Genomic DNA, 16,677 nt, shown 5'->3' on the forward strand with positions numbered 1-16,677 from the left:
TTTCGCCCCTTCAGTCCTGTTTTCCGGGTTCCATCTCCTGGAACCCTTCCACCCACATCCGGGTTGCCCCACAGACGCCCACCGGCATGGCGAAGAAGTTTGCCACCGGCACCAGCGTCATCAGTGTCATCAGACTGCCGAATCCCAGTGTCAGTGCCGGCCGCCCGCGCAAGCGACGCCGCTGCTCGGCAAACGACAGGCTGTGGTTGCCCGCCGGGTTGTCGACGTACTCAATCGTCATCATCCAGGCCGAGAACAGGAACCATGCGATGGGTGCGAACAGGTTGAGACCCGGGATGAACAGCAGCAGGAACAGCGGAAGCGACCAGGCGGCGAGGTAGCCCAGCCGACGGCCCTGGTCGACCAGAGCGCCGCCCGCCTCGGCCAGGAGATGACCGCCATCGTCGGCGGGAGGTCGCCCGGTCAGGTGCTCCTCGACCCGCGCGGCGAGTACGGCGTTGAACGGCGCGGCGATCAGGTTGGCGACCAGCGTGAAGCTGAAGTAGGTCGCCACCAGCAGCGTGATTACCAGCAGCGGCATCAGCAGCCAGTAGAGAAAGTCGAGCCAGCCGGGCAGCAGCGAGTCGATCCAGCCGCCGGCAAAGCTCAGCAGCAGCCAGCCGGCGACCGCGAACAGCAGCACGTTGATCAGCAGCGGGATCAGGGTGAAGCGGCGCAGTCCCGGCTGCCACATCAGTCGCCAGCCGGCGAGCCAGTAGCCCAGCCCGCCCATCTCGCGGGCCGCCTGTTTCAGGGTGGTCATCGAGTCGTTCCTGTCGTCGGGGCGTCGTGGAGTGAATGCTCGGCCAACCGGGCGGCGCCGACGGCCGCCTCGGTATGCTCGGCCACCGTGACGGGTACGCCCAGGGCCCGGGCACGGATGGCCCGGAACACGGCATTCTGCGCCCCGCCACCGGAGGAGAGCACTCGTCGCAGAGGCGAGCCGCCCAACTCGGCAAAACGCCGGTAGCCGATGGCCTCGATCCGGGCGATGCCGCGCAGCAGGCCGGCCAGAAACGCGGCCGGATCGGCCGGGCGCGGAGTCAGGCGCGGGCCCATGTTCGGTGCGACCACCGGAAAGCGCTCGCCGCGACCGGCCAGAGGCCAGTAGCCGAGGGTGTCGGGTCGCTCGGGGTCGATGTCCCGGCTGAGCCGCTCGATCTCGTCGGCCGAGAAGTGTGCGGCGAGCGCCCGCCCGCCGGTGTTGGATGCGCCGGAGACGGCGAAGCGTTCGCCGAAGCGGTGGCTGTAGACGCCACTGGCGGCATCGGCGACCGGCTGGTCGCTGATCAGCTTCAGCGCCAGGGTCGAGCCGAGGCTGGTCACGCCGTCGCCCTCGTTGTTGGCACCGCTGGCCCAGAGCGCGGCCATCGAATCGGTGGTGCCGGCGGCCATCTGTACCTCTCCGGGGAGCGACCAGCGTCGGCACCAGTCGTCGTGCAACGGCCCAATGGGCGTGCCGGCGCGCTGCACGCTGGGCAAGGCGTTGCCGAAGCGCTCGGTCAGGGCCGTCGGCCAGCACTCGGCCACGGGATCGAAACCCCATTTGAGCGCGTTATTGCTGTCGCTGACGTGTTTGCCGGCCAACCGGTAGACGAACCAGTCCGCCTGGCTGACCGGCCGGCCGTGCTGGCCGCGCGCCTCGACAAGCCAGCGCCAGCGGGCCAGCGCGTCGATCTGCGCGTCCGGATCGATATCCAGTTGCCGCAAGGCCACACGCTGCTTCTGGCCGCGCGGGTCGTCGTACATCAACGCCGGGCCTTCAGGTGTCCCGTCCTCGTTCACGGTCAGGACGGTGCCGGAGGTGCCGGCGAAGGCGATGGCCCGGACCTCGCGCAACCGACCATCAGCGCCGAGCGTCTGCATCAGCGCGTCGAAGGCCTGCCACCAGCCGGACGGATCCTGTTCGTGGGTGGTCTCCACCGGTGCCACCGGCCAGTCGGCCTTCTCCAGACACAGGCAGTCACCGTCCGGCCCGAGCGCAGCGATGCGCAACCCGGAGGTGCCGACGTCGATGCCCAGTGTCCGCGCGTTGCGATCCGTCATGGCGCGGGCGGGGTCAGGGCAGTTCGACGCGCGGAGCGGGTTCCCAGCCGTCCTGGCGGTGCTCGACCACCACGTTGGTCCAGATGCCGCCGCGGACGTTCCAGCGACCGGTGACGCGCAAGAAGCGCGGGTCGATGGCGGCCGCGATGTCGTCGGCGATGCGGTTGGTCATCGCTTCGTGGAAACCGCCTTCCTCGCGGAACGACCACATGTACATCTTCAGCGACTTCAGTTCGACGCAACGCTGGTCGGGCACGAAGTCGATCACGATGGTGGCGAAGTCCGGCTGGCCCGTCTTGGGGCACAGGCAGGTGAACTCGGGCACTTCCATGTGAATGGTATAGTCGCGTTCCGGATGCGGGTTGGGGAAGGTTTCGAGTGTCTTGCTGGGTTGCGTCGACATAGATGACTGTCCTGTTGCGGCAATGTGGCGATCGCCCGTTGATCGGGGGGGCTGATTATAAGGGCCGAGGGACCGGCTTGCAGGCCGCGTTGTCCCTCGTCCCCCCGACGCTGTCGGGAGGACGCCCATGCGCCTGACCCGCCTGTACCTCGCCGGCTTCAAGTCGTTCGCCTCGCCCACCGAGATCCGCCTGCCGGCCAACACGCTCGCCATCGTCGGCCCCAACGGCTGCGGCAAGTCCAACCTGATCGACGCCCTGCGCTGGGTGATGGGCGAATCCTCCGCCCGCCACCTGCGCGGCCAGGCCCTCGACGACCTGATCTTCGCCGGTAGTGGCGACCGCGCCGCGGCCAGCCGCGCGGTGGTCGAACTGACCCTCGACAACCGCGAGCACCGCATCCACGGCCCATTCGCCGCCTACGAGGAGATCACCGTCCGGCGCAGCCTCGACCGCGACGGCCAGTCCCGCTACGAGATCAACAACACCCGGGTACGCCGCCGCGACGTGGTCGACCTGTTCCTCGGCACCGGCGTGGGGGCACGCTCCTACTCGGTGATCGAGCAGGGGCAGGTCAACCGCATCGTCGATGCCAAGCCCGACGAACTGCGCGGCTACCTCGAGGAGGCGGCCGGCATCTCGGTGTACCGCGAACGTCGCCGCGAGACCGCCAACCGGATCACCCACACCGAAGAAAACCTCTCCCGGCTGAACGACATCGCCGCCGAGCTGGAACGCCAGGAAGCCACCCTGGCCCGTCAGGCGCGTGCCGCCCGTCGCTACCGCGAACTGGCCGAGGAGCGGCGCTACCGTCAGGTCGAGGCGGCGGCCGTCGCCCTGATCTATGCCCGCGAGGAGCGCCTGCAGCTTGACCGGATCGTGGCCGAGGCCGGTGAAATCGAGACCGGCTGCGAGACGCGTCTCTCCCAGGCCGAGGCCGCCCAGGATGAAGCCGAGCATGCCCATCAGGCCGCCGGTGAACGGCTGGGCGAGCTGTCCGCGGAAAAGTATCGGCTGGCCAATGATCTCAATGCCGTCACCACCCGACTGGCAGAGCTCGATGCCCGCCTCGAGGGGCTGGATCGTCAGGCGCGTCACGATTGGGATACGCGGGAGCGTCGCGAGACCGAACGCCGCGAGGCCCAGACGCGTCGCGAACAACTGATCGTCGAGCAGCGCGACAGTCGCGTCGCCCTCGACGATCTGGCCGCCGAGCATGACCGGGCGCGTGACCGTCGCGCCGCCGCCGAGGCCGAGCTCGACGCGCTGCGTCGCGAGGCGATGACGGCGGCCGAAGCCCGTATCGAGCCGCAACGGGAACAGGCCCGACTGACCGAGCGCCTCGAGTCCGTGGCCCGGGATTGCCGTCGACTCGAATCCGCGCCGGCGGCCGCCGAACTGGCGCAGGTGCGCGAGGAACTGGCCGGGCTGCAGGAGGAGAGCCGCGGCCGGGCCGGTGAAATCGAGGCCACGGAGGCCGCCGCCGCAAAGGCCGAGGACGAGCTGGCCGCGGCAGGCGAGGCGGCCGAGGCCAGCGAGTCGATCGTGCAGGAGCGGGAGGAGGCCCGCCGGGCGGCCCGGAACGAGCATGACGGCTTGCTTGCCGAGCACCAGGCCCTCGAGCGGCTGATCCGATCGCATGCCGCCACGGACAAGGACGAGGCGGCCGGGCCGCGCCTGGTCGATCGCTTGGTCGAGGCCGACATCCATGATCCCTGGGTAGGCCATGCGCTGGGCGAAGCGCTCGAAGCCGAGCTGATCGAGGACCTCGATGCGATGGTTGCCGCGGAGATCGATCGCTTCGCCGACGAGGAGGGCGCGGGCGGCTGGTGGCTGGAGGCCGGGCGCTCGAGCGCCGATGCCGACTGGCTGGCGGAGCGGGTCCATGACTTTCCCGGTCGGCCGGTCGAGGACCTCGAGGCCGCGCTGGCGCGTCGCGGATCGCTGGCACGAGGGGAGTTTCTGATCACCCCGTCGGGCTGGTGGGTCGGTCGGCACTGGCTGGGCCGGGCGGATGCCTCGGGGGCGGCGGCCCACCTGGCGCATCTCGCGCGCCGCCGTGAGCTGGGCGCCGCCATCACGCACGCCGAAACGGCTCTGCAAGCGGCCGAGACGGCCCTGAACGAGAGCCGTGTCCGGCGCGACGAGGACCGTCGTGCGCTGGATGTGGCCCGCCGGGAGCGCGACGAACGGGCGCGAACGCTCGAGTCGGCGAGGCTGGCGCATCGGCATCTGGGCGAGCGCGTCGAACGTCTCGAGTCGACCGTCGAGGCGCTCGAGACGCGTGCCGCCGCCGAGACCGACGAGCTCGAGGCGGCTCGTCGCGAACAGGCGCATCTAGAGGAGCAGCGCGAATCGGCAGCCGCGGCGGTGACCGAGGCCGATCGGCGTCGGGATGCGGCAGTGGAGCGCCAGGAATCGGCGCGCGAGGCACTGGATGCCGCCCGCGAGGCGGCGCGCGCGGCGGCCGACCGCTTCCACCGTGCCCGTCGGGAGATCGAGCAGCGCGACGAGACCATCGCGCGCCTCGCCGACGAGATCCGGCGTCTTGGCCACGAATGCGAGGCGATCGCCCGCCGGCTGAACGAACAGGCGCAGGAGGCCGAGCGGGCGCGCAACGAGCGCGAGGGCCTGCTGGGCGAACGGGAGCGGTACCGAGAGCGCCTGGTGGAGGCCGAGGCAGCGGAGACCCGTGCCCGCGAGGCCCAGCAGGCTGCGGCCGAGGCGCAGGGCGAGGCGCGCAGCGCCGTGGCGGAGGCCCGTGCCGAGCGCGACGCGGCCCGTGCGAAAAGCGAGCAGGCCCGTATCGATCGCGCCCAGGGCGAGACCCGCGAGCAGCATGCGCGGGCCCGGCTGGAGGAGGCGCGCGAGCAACTGGCCGGGGACGAGGACGAGCCGGAGGCCGAGGCGATCGAGCAGCTCGCCCGAGAGACCGGGGTGGGCGAACGGCTGGCCGGACGCCTCGCCGAACTCGATGCCCAGATCCGTCGACTGGGATCGGTGAATCTCTCGGCGATCGAGGACCACCGCGAGGTGGAGCAGCGCCGCGAGGAGCTGGCCGGGCAGATCGAGGACGTCGAGTCGGCGCTGGCCCAGCTCGCCGAGGCCATCGACACGATGGATCGCCAGACCCGCGAACGCTTCCGCGAGACCTTCCATGCGGTCAACCAGCGGCTCGGTCCCCGTTTCGAGGCGTTGTTCGGTGGCGGCGAGGCCCGCCTCGAGCTGACCGGCGACGATCCGCTCGATGCCGGGGTCGCCCTGATGGCCCGTCCGCCCGGCAAGCGGATCAGCCACCTGTCGCTGTTGTCCGGCGGCGAGCGGGCCTTGACGGCCACCGCCCTGATCTTCGCCATCTTCGAGCTCAACCCCGCGCCGTTCTGCATTCTCGACGAGGTCGACGCCCCGCTGGACGAGGCTAACGTGGGGCGTTTCTGTGCTATGGTTTCGGCCATGTCGGACCGGGTGCAGTTCATGTACATCACCCACAACAAGACCACCATGGCGAGCGCCTCGGCGCTGGTCGGCGTGACCATGCGCGAGGCCGGCGTGTCGCGGATCGTGTCCGTCGACGTCGACGCCGCGGTGGATCTGATCGAGACCTGATTCGGATGCCCCTGAAAACCGTAGCGAGCGGGGCGACTGCCCCCGCGAACCACCAGACGTATCGAACCCACGCGCCTGACGCCGGTCGGAGCATGGCGTCCCGCCGGATGGGCGGGTTTTCGGCGCCAGCACCGGGTCTCGGGGGATAGTCGTTATGGAATGGTTGCGCTGGATAGTTCTTCTCGTTGGTTTGCTTGTGATCGGCGGTATCGTCTGGATGTATCGCCGCCATCGCAGCGAGCAGGCGGTTGATCTCGGCGGTGGCCGCACGGATCCCGGCGGCTACCACGACCCGATCGATGCCAGCGTCGGTGCCCGGGTCGAGGACGAGCGTGGCGACGAGGCCCGTCGCGAGCCGCAGCTGGAAGCCGGTGAAGGCTGGTCCCCGCCGGACGCGGACGGCTTCATCGATGGCGCCTCGGCCGGCCGCGTGGTCTGGCGCGCCGACGATGCCGATGACGAACCGGCGGCCGCGCCGGCCGCCGAGGCCACCGATAGCCCGGAGCCGGCGGTCGAGCCGGAACCTGAGCACGCCGAGACGAAGGCCACCACCGAGAAGGTCGCCACTGAGAAAGTTGCAGAGGATCGCCCCCGGCCGGGCTTCTCCAGCCTGTTCACTCGTCAGGGGCAGCAGCCTTCTCAGTCATCTCCGTCCGAGCCCAAACAACCCGAGCCACAAGTCGCCGCCGAGGCCGAGCCGGCTGTTGATGACGGCCCCCGGCTGGACGACGAGAAAGCGGAGAGCGCCGAGTCGGCACCGAACGGCGCGGTGATCTCGATGATGATCGTCGACCGTGACCAGTCGCCCATCCCGGCCGGTCGCGTGCGCCGCGCGATCGAGGAATCGGGCTTCCAGTTCGGCGAGTTTTCCATCTATCACTTCCACGGTCTCGACGGCGAGGAATGGTTCTCGCTGATGAACGCGGTGTCGCCCGGTCACTTCGACCCCGAGGAACTCGCCTCGTACGAGACCCCTGCGCTGGCGCTGTTCATGCAGTTGCCGGTCCGTGGCGGGGCCGATCCCTCGCTGGTGTTCGAGCGTATGCACCAGGTGGCCTCGACCCTGGCCGAGTCGCTCGATGCCATGCTGATCGACGACCGGCGCGAGCCGCTGGATACCGAATCGGTCGATCGTTACCGCGAGTTGATCGATCTCCACGGATGAGCGAGGCCGACGATCGCAAGCGGCTGGCGGCCCTGCGCGCCGAGCTCAACCAGCACAACTTCCGTTACTACGTACTCGACCAGCCCCTCGTCGCCGATGCCGAGTACGACGCGCTGATGCGCGAGCTCGAGGCGATCGAGGAGAAGCACCCCGACTGGATCACTCCCGATTCGCCCACCCAGACGGTGGGCGCCCCGCCGAGTCATGCCTTTGAGACGGTCGAGCATCAGGTGCCGATGCTCTCGCTTGACAACGCCTTCGACGAGGCGGAGTTCGAGGCCTTCGACCGTCGTGTGCGTGATCGCCTCGAGCGCGATGAGCCGGTCTGCTACCTGGCCGAACCCAAGTTCGACGGCCTGGCCATCAGCCTGACCTACGAGGGTGGCGCGCTCGTCTGTGCGGCGACTCGCGGCGACGGTCGTCGTGGCGAGGATGTCACCGACAACGTCCGCACCATCGAGACCGTGCCGTTCTCGCTCGACCTGCCCACGGCCAGCCGGATCGAGATCCGCGGCGAGGTGGTGATGACGCATCGGGCCTTCGCCGAGATCAACCAGCGCGCCGAGCGCCGCGGCGAGAAGGTGTTCGCCAACCCGCGCAACGCTGCCGCCGGGTCGCTGCGGCAGAAGGATCCCAAGGTCACCGCCAGTCGGCCGCTGCACTTCTATGCCTACGGCATTGGCGCGGTGGAAGGGATCGAGGCGCCCGAGCGTCAATCGGGCTGGCTCGACCGGCTCGAGGGGTTGGGGTTCTCGGTCGCCGAGCATCGCAAGCGGGTCACCGGCCTGGACGGCGCGCGCGATTTCTACGCCGACCTGGGCGAGCAGCGCGAGAGCCTTGCCTTCGACATCGACGGGGTGGTCTACAAGGTCGATTCGCTCGCCGACCAGGATCGGCTTGGCTTTGTTGCCCGCGCGCCGCGCTGGGCGATCGCCTGGAAATTCCCCGCCGAGGAGAAGATAACTCAAGTGCGCGACGTGGAATTCCAGGTCGGCCGTACCGGCGCGCTGACGCCGGTCGCGCGGGTCGAGCCGGTGGCCGTCGGCGGGGTGACCGTGGCCAACGTCACCCTGCACAACATGGACGAGATCGAGCGCAAGGACGTGCGTATCGGCGACTGGGTGCGCGTACGTCGTGCCGGCGACGTGATACCCGAAATCATCGAGGTGCTGCCCGAAAAGCGCCCAGACGATGCACGCGAGATCGAACTGCCCGCGCACTGTCCGGAATGCGGCTCCGAGGTGCTGCGCGACGAGGAACAGGCGGTGGCCCGTTGCACCGGCGGGCTCTACTGCCCCGCCCAGCGGCGCGAGGCGATCCGTCACTTTGCCAGTCGCAAGGCGATGGACATCGACGGGCTGGGCGAGAAGTGGATCACGCTGTTCCTCGAGCGCGATCTGGTCGACCACGTCGACGGCCTGTTTCGCCTCGAGCGCGACGAGCTGATCGCCCTGCCGCGCATGGCGGCGAAGTCGGCCGACAACCTGCTCGATGCGCTGGAACGCGCCAAGGAAACCACCCTGGGCCGCTTTCTTTATGCGCTCGGCATCCGCGAGGTCGGCGAAGTGACTGCCGACGCGCTCGCCCGCCACTTCCGTGATCTGGACGCGTTGATGGCCGCCTCCGAGGAGGAGTTGCAGACGGTCGAGGACGTCGGCCCGGTGGTCGCTCGGCACGTGCATGCCTTCTTCCAACAGCCGCATAACCGGGAAGTCATCCAGGGACTGCTCGATGCCGGCATCCACTGGCCGACGCCGGAGGCACCGGCCGACGACGCACCGCTGGCGGGCAAGACCTTCGTGATCACCGGCACCCTGCCGGACATGACCCGCGACGAGGCGTCCGACCGGCTGACCGCTCTCGGTGCCAAGGTGACCAGCTCGGTCTCGAAGAAGACCACGGCGCTGATCGCCGGCGAGGCCGGCGGCAGCAAGCTCGACAAGGCCGAGAAGCTCGGTGTGCCGGTGCTGGACGCCAAGGCCTTCGCCCGCCTGCTCGACGACCCTTCCACCGCGCCCGGCTGATGCCGCGGGCGCCGTTGTCGTGAAATCGTCAGCGGTCCGACACGGCTCTGTCATCCCCGCGGCCTAGCGTTCTGATCAACGGGGCAATGTCGCCCCGGTGTGATCAGCGGGGTGCCGCTTGGATATACGTCTCGTCACCGAAACCTACCTGCCCGATATCAATGGCGTGGCTACCACGCTGGGTTGTCTGGTCGAGGCCCTGCGTCAGCGGGGGCATCGCGTCTCGGTGACCTGTCCGCGCAGTCGTGCGCGTCGCGATCTGGGTGATGGCGGCGAGGTGCCGGGTCTGGCCTTGCCGTTCTACCCCGAGGTGCGTTTCGGTCTGCCGCGTCGCCGGGCATTCCTGGCGGAGTGGCGCGAGGACCGGCCGGACGTGGTGCACATTGCCACGGAGGGGCCGCTGGGCGCCTCGGCGCTGGCCGCTGCCCGCGCGCTCGGTCTGCCGGTCACCACCTCGCTGCACACCAACTTCCATGCCTATGCCCGTGCCTACCGCCTTGGCTGGCTGGCCACGCCGGTGATGCGGTACCTGCGTCGCTTTCACAACCGCTCCGCCGGCACCTTCATCCCGACCGACAAGCAGGCCGGCGAACTGGCGGCGAACGGCTTCGAGCGGCTGGTGGTGCTCGGCCGCGGCGTGGATACCGACCGGTTCAGCCCGGCCCGACGGGATGCGGGTCTGCGTGCGTCGTGGGGGGCGGACGAGCACACGCCGGTGTTGCTCCATGTCGGCCGTCTGGCCGCGGAGAAGAATCTCGATCTGCTGATCGAGGCGATGGACCTGGCTCGCTCGGTCAGTCCGACCACGCGCCTGGTGATCGTCGGCGACGGGCCGGAGCGAGCGCGGCTCGAGCGGCATCTGCCGGGCGCGGTCTTCGCCGGCGCGTTGCGCGGCGAGGCACTCGCTCGCCACTACGCCTCCGCCGACGCGTTCCTGTTCCCCAGCCTGACCGAGACCTTCGGCATCGTGGTTCTCGAGGCAATGGCCAGCGGGCTGGATTGCCTGTGTTTCGACTACGCGGCCGGACGCATGCTGATCGAGCCCGGCGTGAACGGCCTGCTCGCACCGATCGACGCGCCGGAGGCCTTTCTCGACCAGGTGCCGTCGCTGCTGCATGGCGACCCGCGCGGACGCCGGTCGCGTGCTCGCGAGACGGCACTGAAATACGGCTGGTCGGCCGTTATCGATTCGTTCGAGCAGAACCTGCTTGCGGTGGTCGCCACTGCAGAGCAGCGGGTCCCGGTGCTGGAGGAGCAGACATGAGCCTGTTGCGTCCCCGGTTCGTCGAGGCGGGCCGCTGGTCCCGGCATCTCGGGACGTACCTGGCCACCTACTTGGCCTGGGAAGCGCTGGTGACCGAGCGCTGCAACCGTATCCACCGTCTGCGCCTTTTCCGGGCGGTGTTCGCGTTGGCATCGCGACTGGGTGACGGAATCGGCTGGTACGTTCTTGCCTTGCTGGTGATTGCCGTTCACGGGCTTCCGGCCGTCGAACCAATGGCCGTCATGCTCCTCTCCGGTGGGGGCGGCGTGCTGGTGTATCTCGCCATCAAGCGCTACACCGGGCGATTGCGGCCATTGCATCGCAACCAGCGGATCGAGGTGACGGTCCCACCGCTCGACCAGTACAGCTTTCCCTCCGGCCACACCTTGCATGCGGTCAATTTCGGCACCCAGCTGGTCGTCTTCGAGCCCGCGCTGTTCTGGCTGGTCCTGCCCTTCGCGCTTCTGGTGGCTGCCTCGCGTATGGTGCTCGGCTTGCACTACCTCTCCGATGTTCTCGCCGGGGCGTTGCTCGGTCTCGCGCTGGCCCTGTTCGTTCTCGGTCTCGGCTAGGTCTCACAGAAACAACGCTGCCGTCGGTTCTCGATGGCATGGCTAACCGATCGGGATGGCATGGCGGTTTTCATCGCCTATATAGAGGGAATCGCATCCGATGATTTCCCGGAGCGAACGGGGTGTTCCGTCGCCCCGGCCGGAGACCATCCAACAGAGGGAGGATCGGTACATGGCAATGATCGGAAAGGTCGGACCCGCATGGCGGCTGCCCGGCATGTGGCTCGTGGCCGCGGGGCTCGGATTGAGCATGGCGGCCGGTGGTGTGCAGGCACAGGGAGACCGTGGAAGCACCATCGGTTACACCTGCATGGGCTGCCATGGTTTTCAGGGCAAGGGCAGCGGTGACATCCCGCCTCTGGCCGGTGTCGCCAAGGAAGCCACAGTCGGCAAGCTGCTGGAATACAAGTCCGGCGCCCTCGAGGGCACGGTGATGAATCGCATCGCCAAGGGGTACACAGACGAGGAAATTCAGGCGGTCGCCGAGTTCTTCGCCAACCAGTGACCCGTCCCTGAGCCCACGGAATACGAGAGGTAACCGCCATGAGTCTTTCGCGACGCGGATTTCTGAAACTGAGCGCGGCGATGGCCGGCGCCGGGGCGCTTGGTGCGGCTGGCTGCCAGAACGACGGCACGACGGCCGAAGCCAAGCGAGTGGTGGTCATCGGCGGCGGCTTCGGCGGCGCCACGGCCGCCAAGTATGTCAAGCTGTTCGACCCCGATGTCGACGTGACCATGATCGACGGCAAGGCCAGTCATACCACCTGCCCGTTCTCCAACCTGGTGATCGGTGGTCTCAAGGAGATCGACGAGATCACGCACGATTTCACGGCGCTGCAAAAGCGGGGCGTGAACGTGGTCAAGGGTTGGGTTGCCGGGATCGACCCGGAGGCCCGCTCGGTGACGCTCGAGGACGGTCGATCGTTCGAGTACGATCGCCTGGTCGTTTCGCCGGGCATCGATTTCGACTTCGACGCGGTCGAGGGGCTGACGCCGGAGATCGCCGAAACGACCATCCCGCATGCCTGGCAGGCGGGCGAGCAGACGCTGCTGCTACGCCGGCAACTGGAAGCCATGCCGGATGGCGGCACCTTCATTCTGGGCGCGCCGCCCAACCCGTTCCGCTGCCCGCCGGGGCCGTACGAGCGGGTTTCGCTGATCGCCAACTACTTCAAGAACCACAAGCCCAACGCCAAAATCCTGGTCCTTGATCCCAAGACCAAGTTCTCGAAGGAGCCGTTGTTCCGCGAAGGCTGGACGGCCAACTACGGCAACATGATCGAATGGATCGGCGGCGACTTCGGCGGTGGTGTCACCAAGGTCGATGTCGACACCATGACGGTCACCGCCGGCGGCACCGAGTACCAGGGCGACGTGATCAACGTCATCCCGCCGCAGAAAGCCGGCAAGATCGCGCATGTCGCGGGCCTGACCGACGAAACCGGCTGGTGCCCGATCAATACCGGCACCTACGAATCCACGATCCATGCGGGGATCCACGTGGTCGGTGATGCCTGCATCGGCTCGCCGCTGCCGAAGTCCGGTTTCGCGGCCAATTCGCAGGCCAAGAACTGCGCTGCCGCGATCGTGGCGATGTTCCACAACGAGAGCCCGCCGGAGCCGAGCTGGGTCAACACCTGCTACAGCCTGGTGGCGCCGGACTACGGCATCTCGGTGGCGGCGGTCTATCGGGTCGAGGATGGCAAGACGGTATCCGTCGAGGGCGCCGGCGGCGTCTCACCCCTGGGCGGGGAAAATGCCGAGGCCGAGGCCGGCTACGCTCGCGACTGGTATGCCTCGATCACCGAGGATATCTGGGGCAGTTGATCCCATTGCGGTCGCTCGCCACGCGGCCAGAACGGCAACGACCCGCCATCGACAAGATGGCGGGTCGTTTTGTGTCCAGCTTTCGGACATCGCCGAGCGCCCCGGCGCCGGGCATTACCGTCAAGCTCTCAGCACATCAAGCCAGTCTTCCAGCAATTCCACATGGGTCGCGGCAACCGCCGAGCGCGGCAGCGGTTCGACCGGCCGGTCTGGATGATCGATTTCACCATCAAGATCCGCGGAGGCACCGCCGGCCTCCTGCAGGATCAGCTGGCCGGCGGCGTAATCCCACAGCTTCTGCTTGCCATGGACATAGACCTGAACCCGATGGGCCGCGACCCAGCACCAGTCGAGTGCCACCGAGCCGATCGAGCGCTGCGAGGCATAGGGCGGTTCGCAGGCAAGCCGGCTGGCGACCGGCTTGGGCAGGCGCTTGAAGTCGACCGTCGCCAGGCAGCTGTCGAGCGCCTGTCTGGGTTCATCTTTCAGCGTCAGCGCCTTGCCGTTGAGCCAGGCGCCGGCGCCGCGCGCGGCATGAAAGCACTCGTCCCGGGACGGGTCGTACACCACGCCGAAGACCGTGTGGCCGCCGACCAGCAGGGCGACCGTGACGGAGTACACGGGAAAGCCGAGGCGGAAGTTGCTGGTGCCGTCGAGTGGATCGACCACCCAGGTCGCCCGGCCGTCGAGGCATGCCCGCCAGGCGTCTTCCTGCTCGGCCACGGTCATTTCCTCGCCGAGAAAACCGTGTGTCGGGAATCGGTCGGCCAGGCCGTTTTGCAAAGTTGCCTGCATGGCCTCGTCCGTGGCGGTGATCCAGCTGCCGTCGGCCTTGCGGTCGGCAGCCTGGGTGCCGTCGGTTGCCAGATGCTCGGCGGCGGCCTGCCGCAGCAGGTCGAGCACGGCCTGCTGGTCGGTTGCGGAAAGTCGATGTTCCTGCGTCATGGGGGCGTCCGATGAAAATGTTGCCCGCATTTTACGCCACGAACGCCAGGCAGACCGTTCATCAGCCGAAAGCAGCCTCTCGTCCGCTGGGGACTGGCAGGTCGTATTCGTGCATGGTTATATGCAGTGCGTGGAAAAGGAATTGAACGGCATGAATCGTAATCTCGTCCATCCCCTCCGGCGGTCGCGGCACCATGGCTTCAGCTTGATCGAGCTGATGGTCACCATTGTGGTGGCTGCCGTGCTGCTTGCCATCGCCATACCAGGTTTCGGCAACCTGATTCTCTCCAACAGGCTCACCACGGTGACCAACGAGTGGGTCACGGCCGTCAATGTGGCGCGCTCGGAAGCCATTAAGCGTAATGCGGCCGTGGCTGTCTGTGGGGCGACGGGTGACGATGGCACAGCGCTTACAAACGGCTGCGCGACCCAAGCCAACTGGGGGGAGGTCAGGGCGTCGAACCCAGATGGTTCGTTCGATGTGGTGCGTGCGTCACTGATGGGCGATATCCCGACGGGAATCAGCATGGCCAGCACCAAGACACTCCGTTTTGGCGGGAATGGTATCGGTCGGCAGGAGAGTCAGTCCGTCCCCGAGGGGGATCTGTTGATCGCGGATATCAGCGCCACGGATCTGGGTGGAAATAACCACCGCTGCATCCACCTGATCACCGGCACCACGGTCAATACTGTTTCCTCGGATACATGCGGGAACTGACTATGAAAAACATCCATTCCATCCAGAGACAGAGCGGTGTCGGCCTGATCGAGATTCTGATCGCCGTCCTGGTTTTGTCCATCGGCTTTCTGGGTATTGCCGCGCTCCAGTCAAAGGCTCTTTCCAACAACAACAGTTCGATGAATCGCTCGATTGCCATCGTGGCGAGTTATTCGATGCTCGATGCGTTGCGGGCGGATCCAGACAACGCCGTGAACGGCAATTACAACGGTGTGGTGACCGTTGGAAGCTGTCCCGACGGGGGCGGCTCACTCGTGAACGAGCAAAAGCGGGCTTGGTGCACGGGCTCAGGGGCGCTGCAATACGCGGTGCCGCCAGGTCCAGGCGATGCCGCGCCACCTGATGGTTTGGCAGCGTTGGGTGATGGCGTCACTGGCGAGATCCAGTGCAGCGCCACTGGCCTGTGTACCGTCACCGTGACATTCGATGACGAGAAGGCCACGGGTGGTGAAGCGCAACAACAGGTAGTGACCAGGGCGAGGCTATGAGGATTCGTATGCAGAAGGTTTCCGTGTCGGGGCGGCGTGCGAGCCGAGGCTTCACCCTGGTGGAGTTGATGATCGCGATGGTGCTTGGCCTCATCATCATCGGCGGAGTGATCAGTGTGTTCATTGCCAACAAACAGACCTACCGCACCAACGAGGCGCTCAGCCAGGTGCAGGATCACGCCCGTACAGCATTTGAATTTCTCGCCCGGGATATCCGCATGGCGGGCCTGACCGGTTGCGGCAATCTGGACAAGGTCGCCAATGTACTGAACAACAAGGACAGCGACTGGTACGCAAACTTCGACAACGCGGTGCGGGGTTACAACGAAGGGCAGGCTGATCCCGCCGCTGCCTTCGGCACTGGTGTTGCCGAGCGTGTTGCCGGCACGGACTCTTTCCAGACGCTCGGTGCGGCGGGGACTGGTTTTAGTGTGGCCAACCACAAGACGACCTCGGCCCAATTCAAGATCAACGAGTCGACGACGGACTTCTATGACGGGGCGCTGGTCATTGTTTGTGACCCGGTTCAAGCCTCGATCATGCAGATCACGAACTACAACAGCAGCAACGTAACCGTGGTGCATAACACCGGGACCGGCGATCCGGGCAATTGCTCCAAGGGCCTGGGTTATCCGACGGAATGCACCACCAATGGCAACGAATACGAATACGGCCCCAACTCCCAGATGGCGCTGCTGGAGGCAGCGGGCTGGTACGTCGGCAACAACCCTGCTGGCGGACGATCTCTTTACAAAGTTCAACTGGATGACCAATCCGGTGAGCCGATTGCACAAGCGATCGAGATGGTGCGCAACGTGACCAATATGCAGCTGACATATCACGTTCCAGGCAATTCCGCGTTTGTGGCGGCCTCTTCCGTCAGTGATGACGATTGGAGCGAGGTCGACGCGGTCCGCGTGTCTCTGGCTATGCAGAGCGACGATGATCGGGTTGGCACCGATGACGATGTGCTGCGCCGATCCATGTCCACCACTGTCACCATTCGCAACCGGGTGAACTGACATGCAAGCGATTCAAACTCCGGATAGCCAACGAGGCATTGCCCTGATTGTGGCATTGGTGCTTTTGATTGCCGTGACGCTGGTGGGGTTGGCCTCCATTCGCGGCACGAGCCTCCAGGAATCCATGACGGCCAACCTGAATGATCGAGATGTTGCCTTACAGGCGGCCGAAGCGGCATTGCGGGTTGGCGGCGCTGCCGCGCTGAAAACCACTGCGGTTCAGTGGCGTGATTGTGCCGCGGACACGTGCGCTGATTCGGAATCGCCGCCGAATAGTGAGTGGGTCCGGGTTGACCAGGCGCCGGTACCCACAGCGTTGCAATATGACCCGGGAAACCTCGTGGCGGGCACGCCCGTCTTCGTGGTCGAGTACATGGGGCTGTGGCCGGAGTCGGATGATGTTGGCCAATACGGCGGTGCTGGCGACCTGGGCGAGGAGGCCAAGCTCAAGGGCTACGACTCGGTCAACTACAAGGTTCGGTTCTACCGGGTCACGGCTCGCAGCAGCCACCCGGATGACGATAACGGACGAGCCGCCGTCACACTGCAAGCCTGGTTCAAGGGCTAATGGAGTTTCC

General features: G+C 66.9%; 15 protein-coding genes. 11 read left to right on the forward strand and 4 right to left on the reverse strand.

Annotated features, from left to right (window positions below; all coding sequences use genetic code 11):
- Positions 1-10: 10 nt before the first annotated feature.
- From cysZ to queF, 3 genes are read right to left on the reverse strand one after another with little or no spacing between them, the layout of a single operon-like run.
- Entirely contained in the window at positions 11-763 is a 753-nt protein-coding gene (gene cysZ / locus LV476_RS08895) for a sulfate transporter CysZ (RefSeq protein WP_250075364.1), read from the reverse strand.
- Positions 760-2,046: an FGGY-family carbohydrate kinase gene (locus tag LV476_RS08900; protein ID WP_250075365.1), complete on the reverse strand. Its 1,287-nt coding sequence runs from the start codon at positions 2,044-2,046 to the stop codon at positions 760-762. Before LV476_RS08900 ends, cysZ begins: the two co-directional genes overlap by 4 nt.
- Positions 2,047-2,059: 13 nt before the next feature.
- Positions 2,060-2,449 (reverse strand): preQ(1) synthase, encoded by a 390-nt coding sequence (gene queF, locus LV476_RS08905; protein WP_058575013.1) that lies wholly within the window; start codon positions 2,447-2,449, stop codon positions 2,060-2,062.
- 127 nt (positions 2,450-2,576) lie between these two features.
- Between queF and LV476_RS08910 the strand changes: the two genes are divergently transcribed.
- The 7 genes from LV476_RS08910 to LV476_RS08940 all read left to right on the forward strand — a co-directional run bounded on the left by LV476_RS08910 (position 2,577) and on the right by LV476_RS08940 (position 12,905).
- Entirely contained in the window at positions 2,577-6,053 is a 3,477-nt protein-coding gene (locus tag LV476_RS08910) for an AAA family ATPase (protein WP_250075366.1), read from the forward strand.
- A gap of 154 nt (positions 6,054-6,207) precedes the next feature.
- A complete protein-coding gene (locus LV476_RS08915; protein WP_250075368.1) occupies positions 6,208-7,218 on the forward strand; it encodes a cell division protein ZipA C-terminal FtsZ-binding domain-containing protein in 1,011 nt (336 codons plus the stop codon).
- The gene (gene ligA / locus LV476_RS08920) at positions 7,215-9,242 is read left to right on the forward strand and encodes an NAD-dependent DNA ligase LigA (RefSeq protein WP_250075369.1); all 2,028 of its coding nucleotides are present in this window, start codon (positions 7,215-7,217) and stop codon (positions 9,240-9,242) included. Before LV476_RS08915 ends, ligA begins: the two co-directional genes overlap by 4 nt.
- Before the next feature lie 118 nt (positions 9,243-9,360).
- Positions 9,361-10,506 carry a glycosyltransferase family 4 protein gene (locus LV476_RS08925; RefSeq protein ID WP_250075370.1) on the forward strand — a complete coding sequence of 382 codons (1,146 nt, stop codon included), beginning with the start codon at positions 9,361-9,363 and terminating at the stop codon, positions 10,504-10,506.
- Positions 10,503-11,078, forward strand: coding sequence for a phosphatase PAP2 family protein (locus tag LV476_RS08930; RefSeq protein ID WP_250075371.1), 576 nt, complete (start codon positions 10,503-10,505; stop codon positions 11,076-11,078). The genes LV476_RS08925 and LV476_RS08930 overlap by 4 nt, the downstream gene beginning before the upstream one ends.
- 172 nt (positions 11,079-11,250) lie before the next feature.
- Positions 11,251-11,583, forward strand: a complete 333-nt coding sequence (locus LV476_RS08935) for a c-type cytochrome (protein WP_250075372.1) — start codon at positions 11,251-11,253, stop codon at positions 11,581-11,583.
- 38 nt (positions 11,584-11,621) lie between these two features.
- Entirely contained in the window at positions 11,622-12,905 is a 1,284-nt protein-coding gene (locus tag LV476_RS08940) for an NAD(P)/FAD-dependent oxidoreductase (protein ID WP_250075373.1), read from the forward strand.
- A gap of 120 nt (positions 12,906-13,025) precedes the next feature.
- Here the strand turns inward: LV476_RS08940 and LV476_RS08945 are convergent, their stop codons facing one another.
- Positions 13,026-13,850: an inositol monophosphatase family protein gene (locus tag LV476_RS08945; protein ID WP_250075374.1), complete on the reverse strand. Its 825-nt coding sequence runs from the start codon at positions 13,848-13,850 to the stop codon at positions 13,026-13,028.
- Here LV476_RS08945 and LV476_RS08950 point away from each other — a divergent pair.
- Genes LV476_RS08950 through LV476_RS08965 form a run of 4 tightly spaced genes read left to right on the forward strand, consistent with a single transcriptional unit; the run spans position 13,849 to position 16,667 of the window.
- Positions 13,849-14,568, forward strand: a complete 720-nt coding sequence (locus LV476_RS08950) for a GspH/FimT family pseudopilin (protein ID WP_250075376.1) — start codon at positions 13,849-13,851, stop codon at positions 14,566-14,568. The genes LV476_RS08945 and LV476_RS08950 overlap by 2 nt on opposite strands.
- A 2-nt stretch (positions 14,569-14,570) precedes the next feature.
- On the forward strand, positions 14,571-15,077 hold the full coding sequence (pilV, locus tag LV476_RS08955) for a type IV pilus modification protein PilV (RefSeq protein ID WP_250075377.1): 507 nt from the start codon (positions 14,571-14,573) through the stop codon (positions 15,075-15,077).
- A gap of 8 nt (positions 15,078-15,085) precedes the next feature.
- Positions 15,086-16,099: a PilW family protein gene (locus LV476_RS08960; protein ID WP_250075378.1), complete on the forward strand. Its 1,014-nt coding sequence runs from the start codon at positions 15,086-15,088 to the stop codon at positions 16,097-16,099.
- Between the two features lies 1 nt (position 16,100).
- A complete protein-coding gene (locus LV476_RS08965; RefSeq protein WP_250075379.1) occupies positions 16,101-16,667 on the forward strand; it encodes a pilus assembly PilX family protein in 567 nt (188 codons plus the stop codon).
- The last annotated feature ends 10 nt before the right edge of the window (positions 16,668-16,677 follow it).

This window comes from Guyparkeria hydrothermalis (assembly GCF_023555385.1).
Classification (GTDB): domain Bacteria; phylum Pseudomonadota; class Gammaproteobacteria; order Halothiobacillales; family Halothiobacillaceae; genus Guyparkeria; species Guyparkeria hydrothermalis_A.

Bases quoted from the DNA above. Each gene is read 5' to 3' on its own strand.
- LV476_RS08935 (WP_250075372.1), top strand. From the start codon at position 11,251: ATGGCAATGATCGGAAAGGTCGGACCCGCATGGCGGCTGCCCGGCATG.
- LV476_RS08950 (WP_250075376.1), top strand. From the start codon at position 13,849: ATGGGGGCGTCCGATGAAAATGTTGCCCGCATTTTACGCCACGAACGC.
- LV476_RS08945 (WP_250075374.1), bottom strand. From the start codon at position 13,850: ATGACGCAGGAACATCGACTTTCCGCAACCGACCAGCAGGCCGTGCTC.
- cysZ (WP_250075364.1), bottom strand. From the start codon at position 763: ATGACCACCCTGAAACAGGCGGCCCGCGAGATGGGCGGGCTGGGCTAC.
- queF (WP_058575013.1), bottom strand. From the start codon at position 2,449: ATGTCGACGCAACCCAGCAAGACACTCGAAACCTTCCCCAACCCGCAT.
- LV476_RS08960 (WP_250075378.1), top strand. From the start codon at position 15,086: ATGCAGAAGGTTTCCGTGTCGGGGCGGCGTGCGAGCCGAGGCTTCACC.
- LV476_RS08915 (WP_250075368.1), top strand. From the start codon at position 6,208: ATGGAATGGTTGCGCTGGATAGTTCTTCTCGTTGGTTTGCTTGTGATC.
- LV476_RS08930 (WP_250075371.1), top strand. From the start codon at position 10,503: ATGAGCCTGTTGCGTCCCCGGTTCGTCGAGGCGGGCCGCTGGTCCCGG.
- LV476_RS08940 (WP_250075373.1), top strand. From the start codon at position 11,622: ATGAGTCTTTCGCGACGCGGATTTCTGAAACTGAGCGCGGCGATGGCC.
- ligA (WP_250075369.1), top strand. From the start codon at position 7,215: ATGAGCGAGGCCGACGATCGCAAGCGGCTGGCGGCCCTGCGCGCCGAG.
- LV476_RS08965 (WP_250075379.1), top strand. From the start codon at position 16,101: ATGCAAGCGATTCAAACTCCGGATAGCCAACGAGGCATTGCCCTGATT.
- pilV (WP_250075377.1), top strand. From the start codon at position 14,571: ATGAAAAACATCCATTCCATCCAGAGACAGAGCGGTGTCGGCCTGATC.
- LV476_RS08900 (WP_250075365.1), bottom strand. From the start codon at position 2,046: ATGACGGATCGCAACGCGCGGACACTGGGCATCGACGTCGGCACCTCC.
- LV476_RS08910 (WP_250075366.1), top strand. From the start codon at position 2,577: ATGCGCCTGACCCGCCTGTACCTCGCCGGCTTCAAGTCGTTCGCCTCG.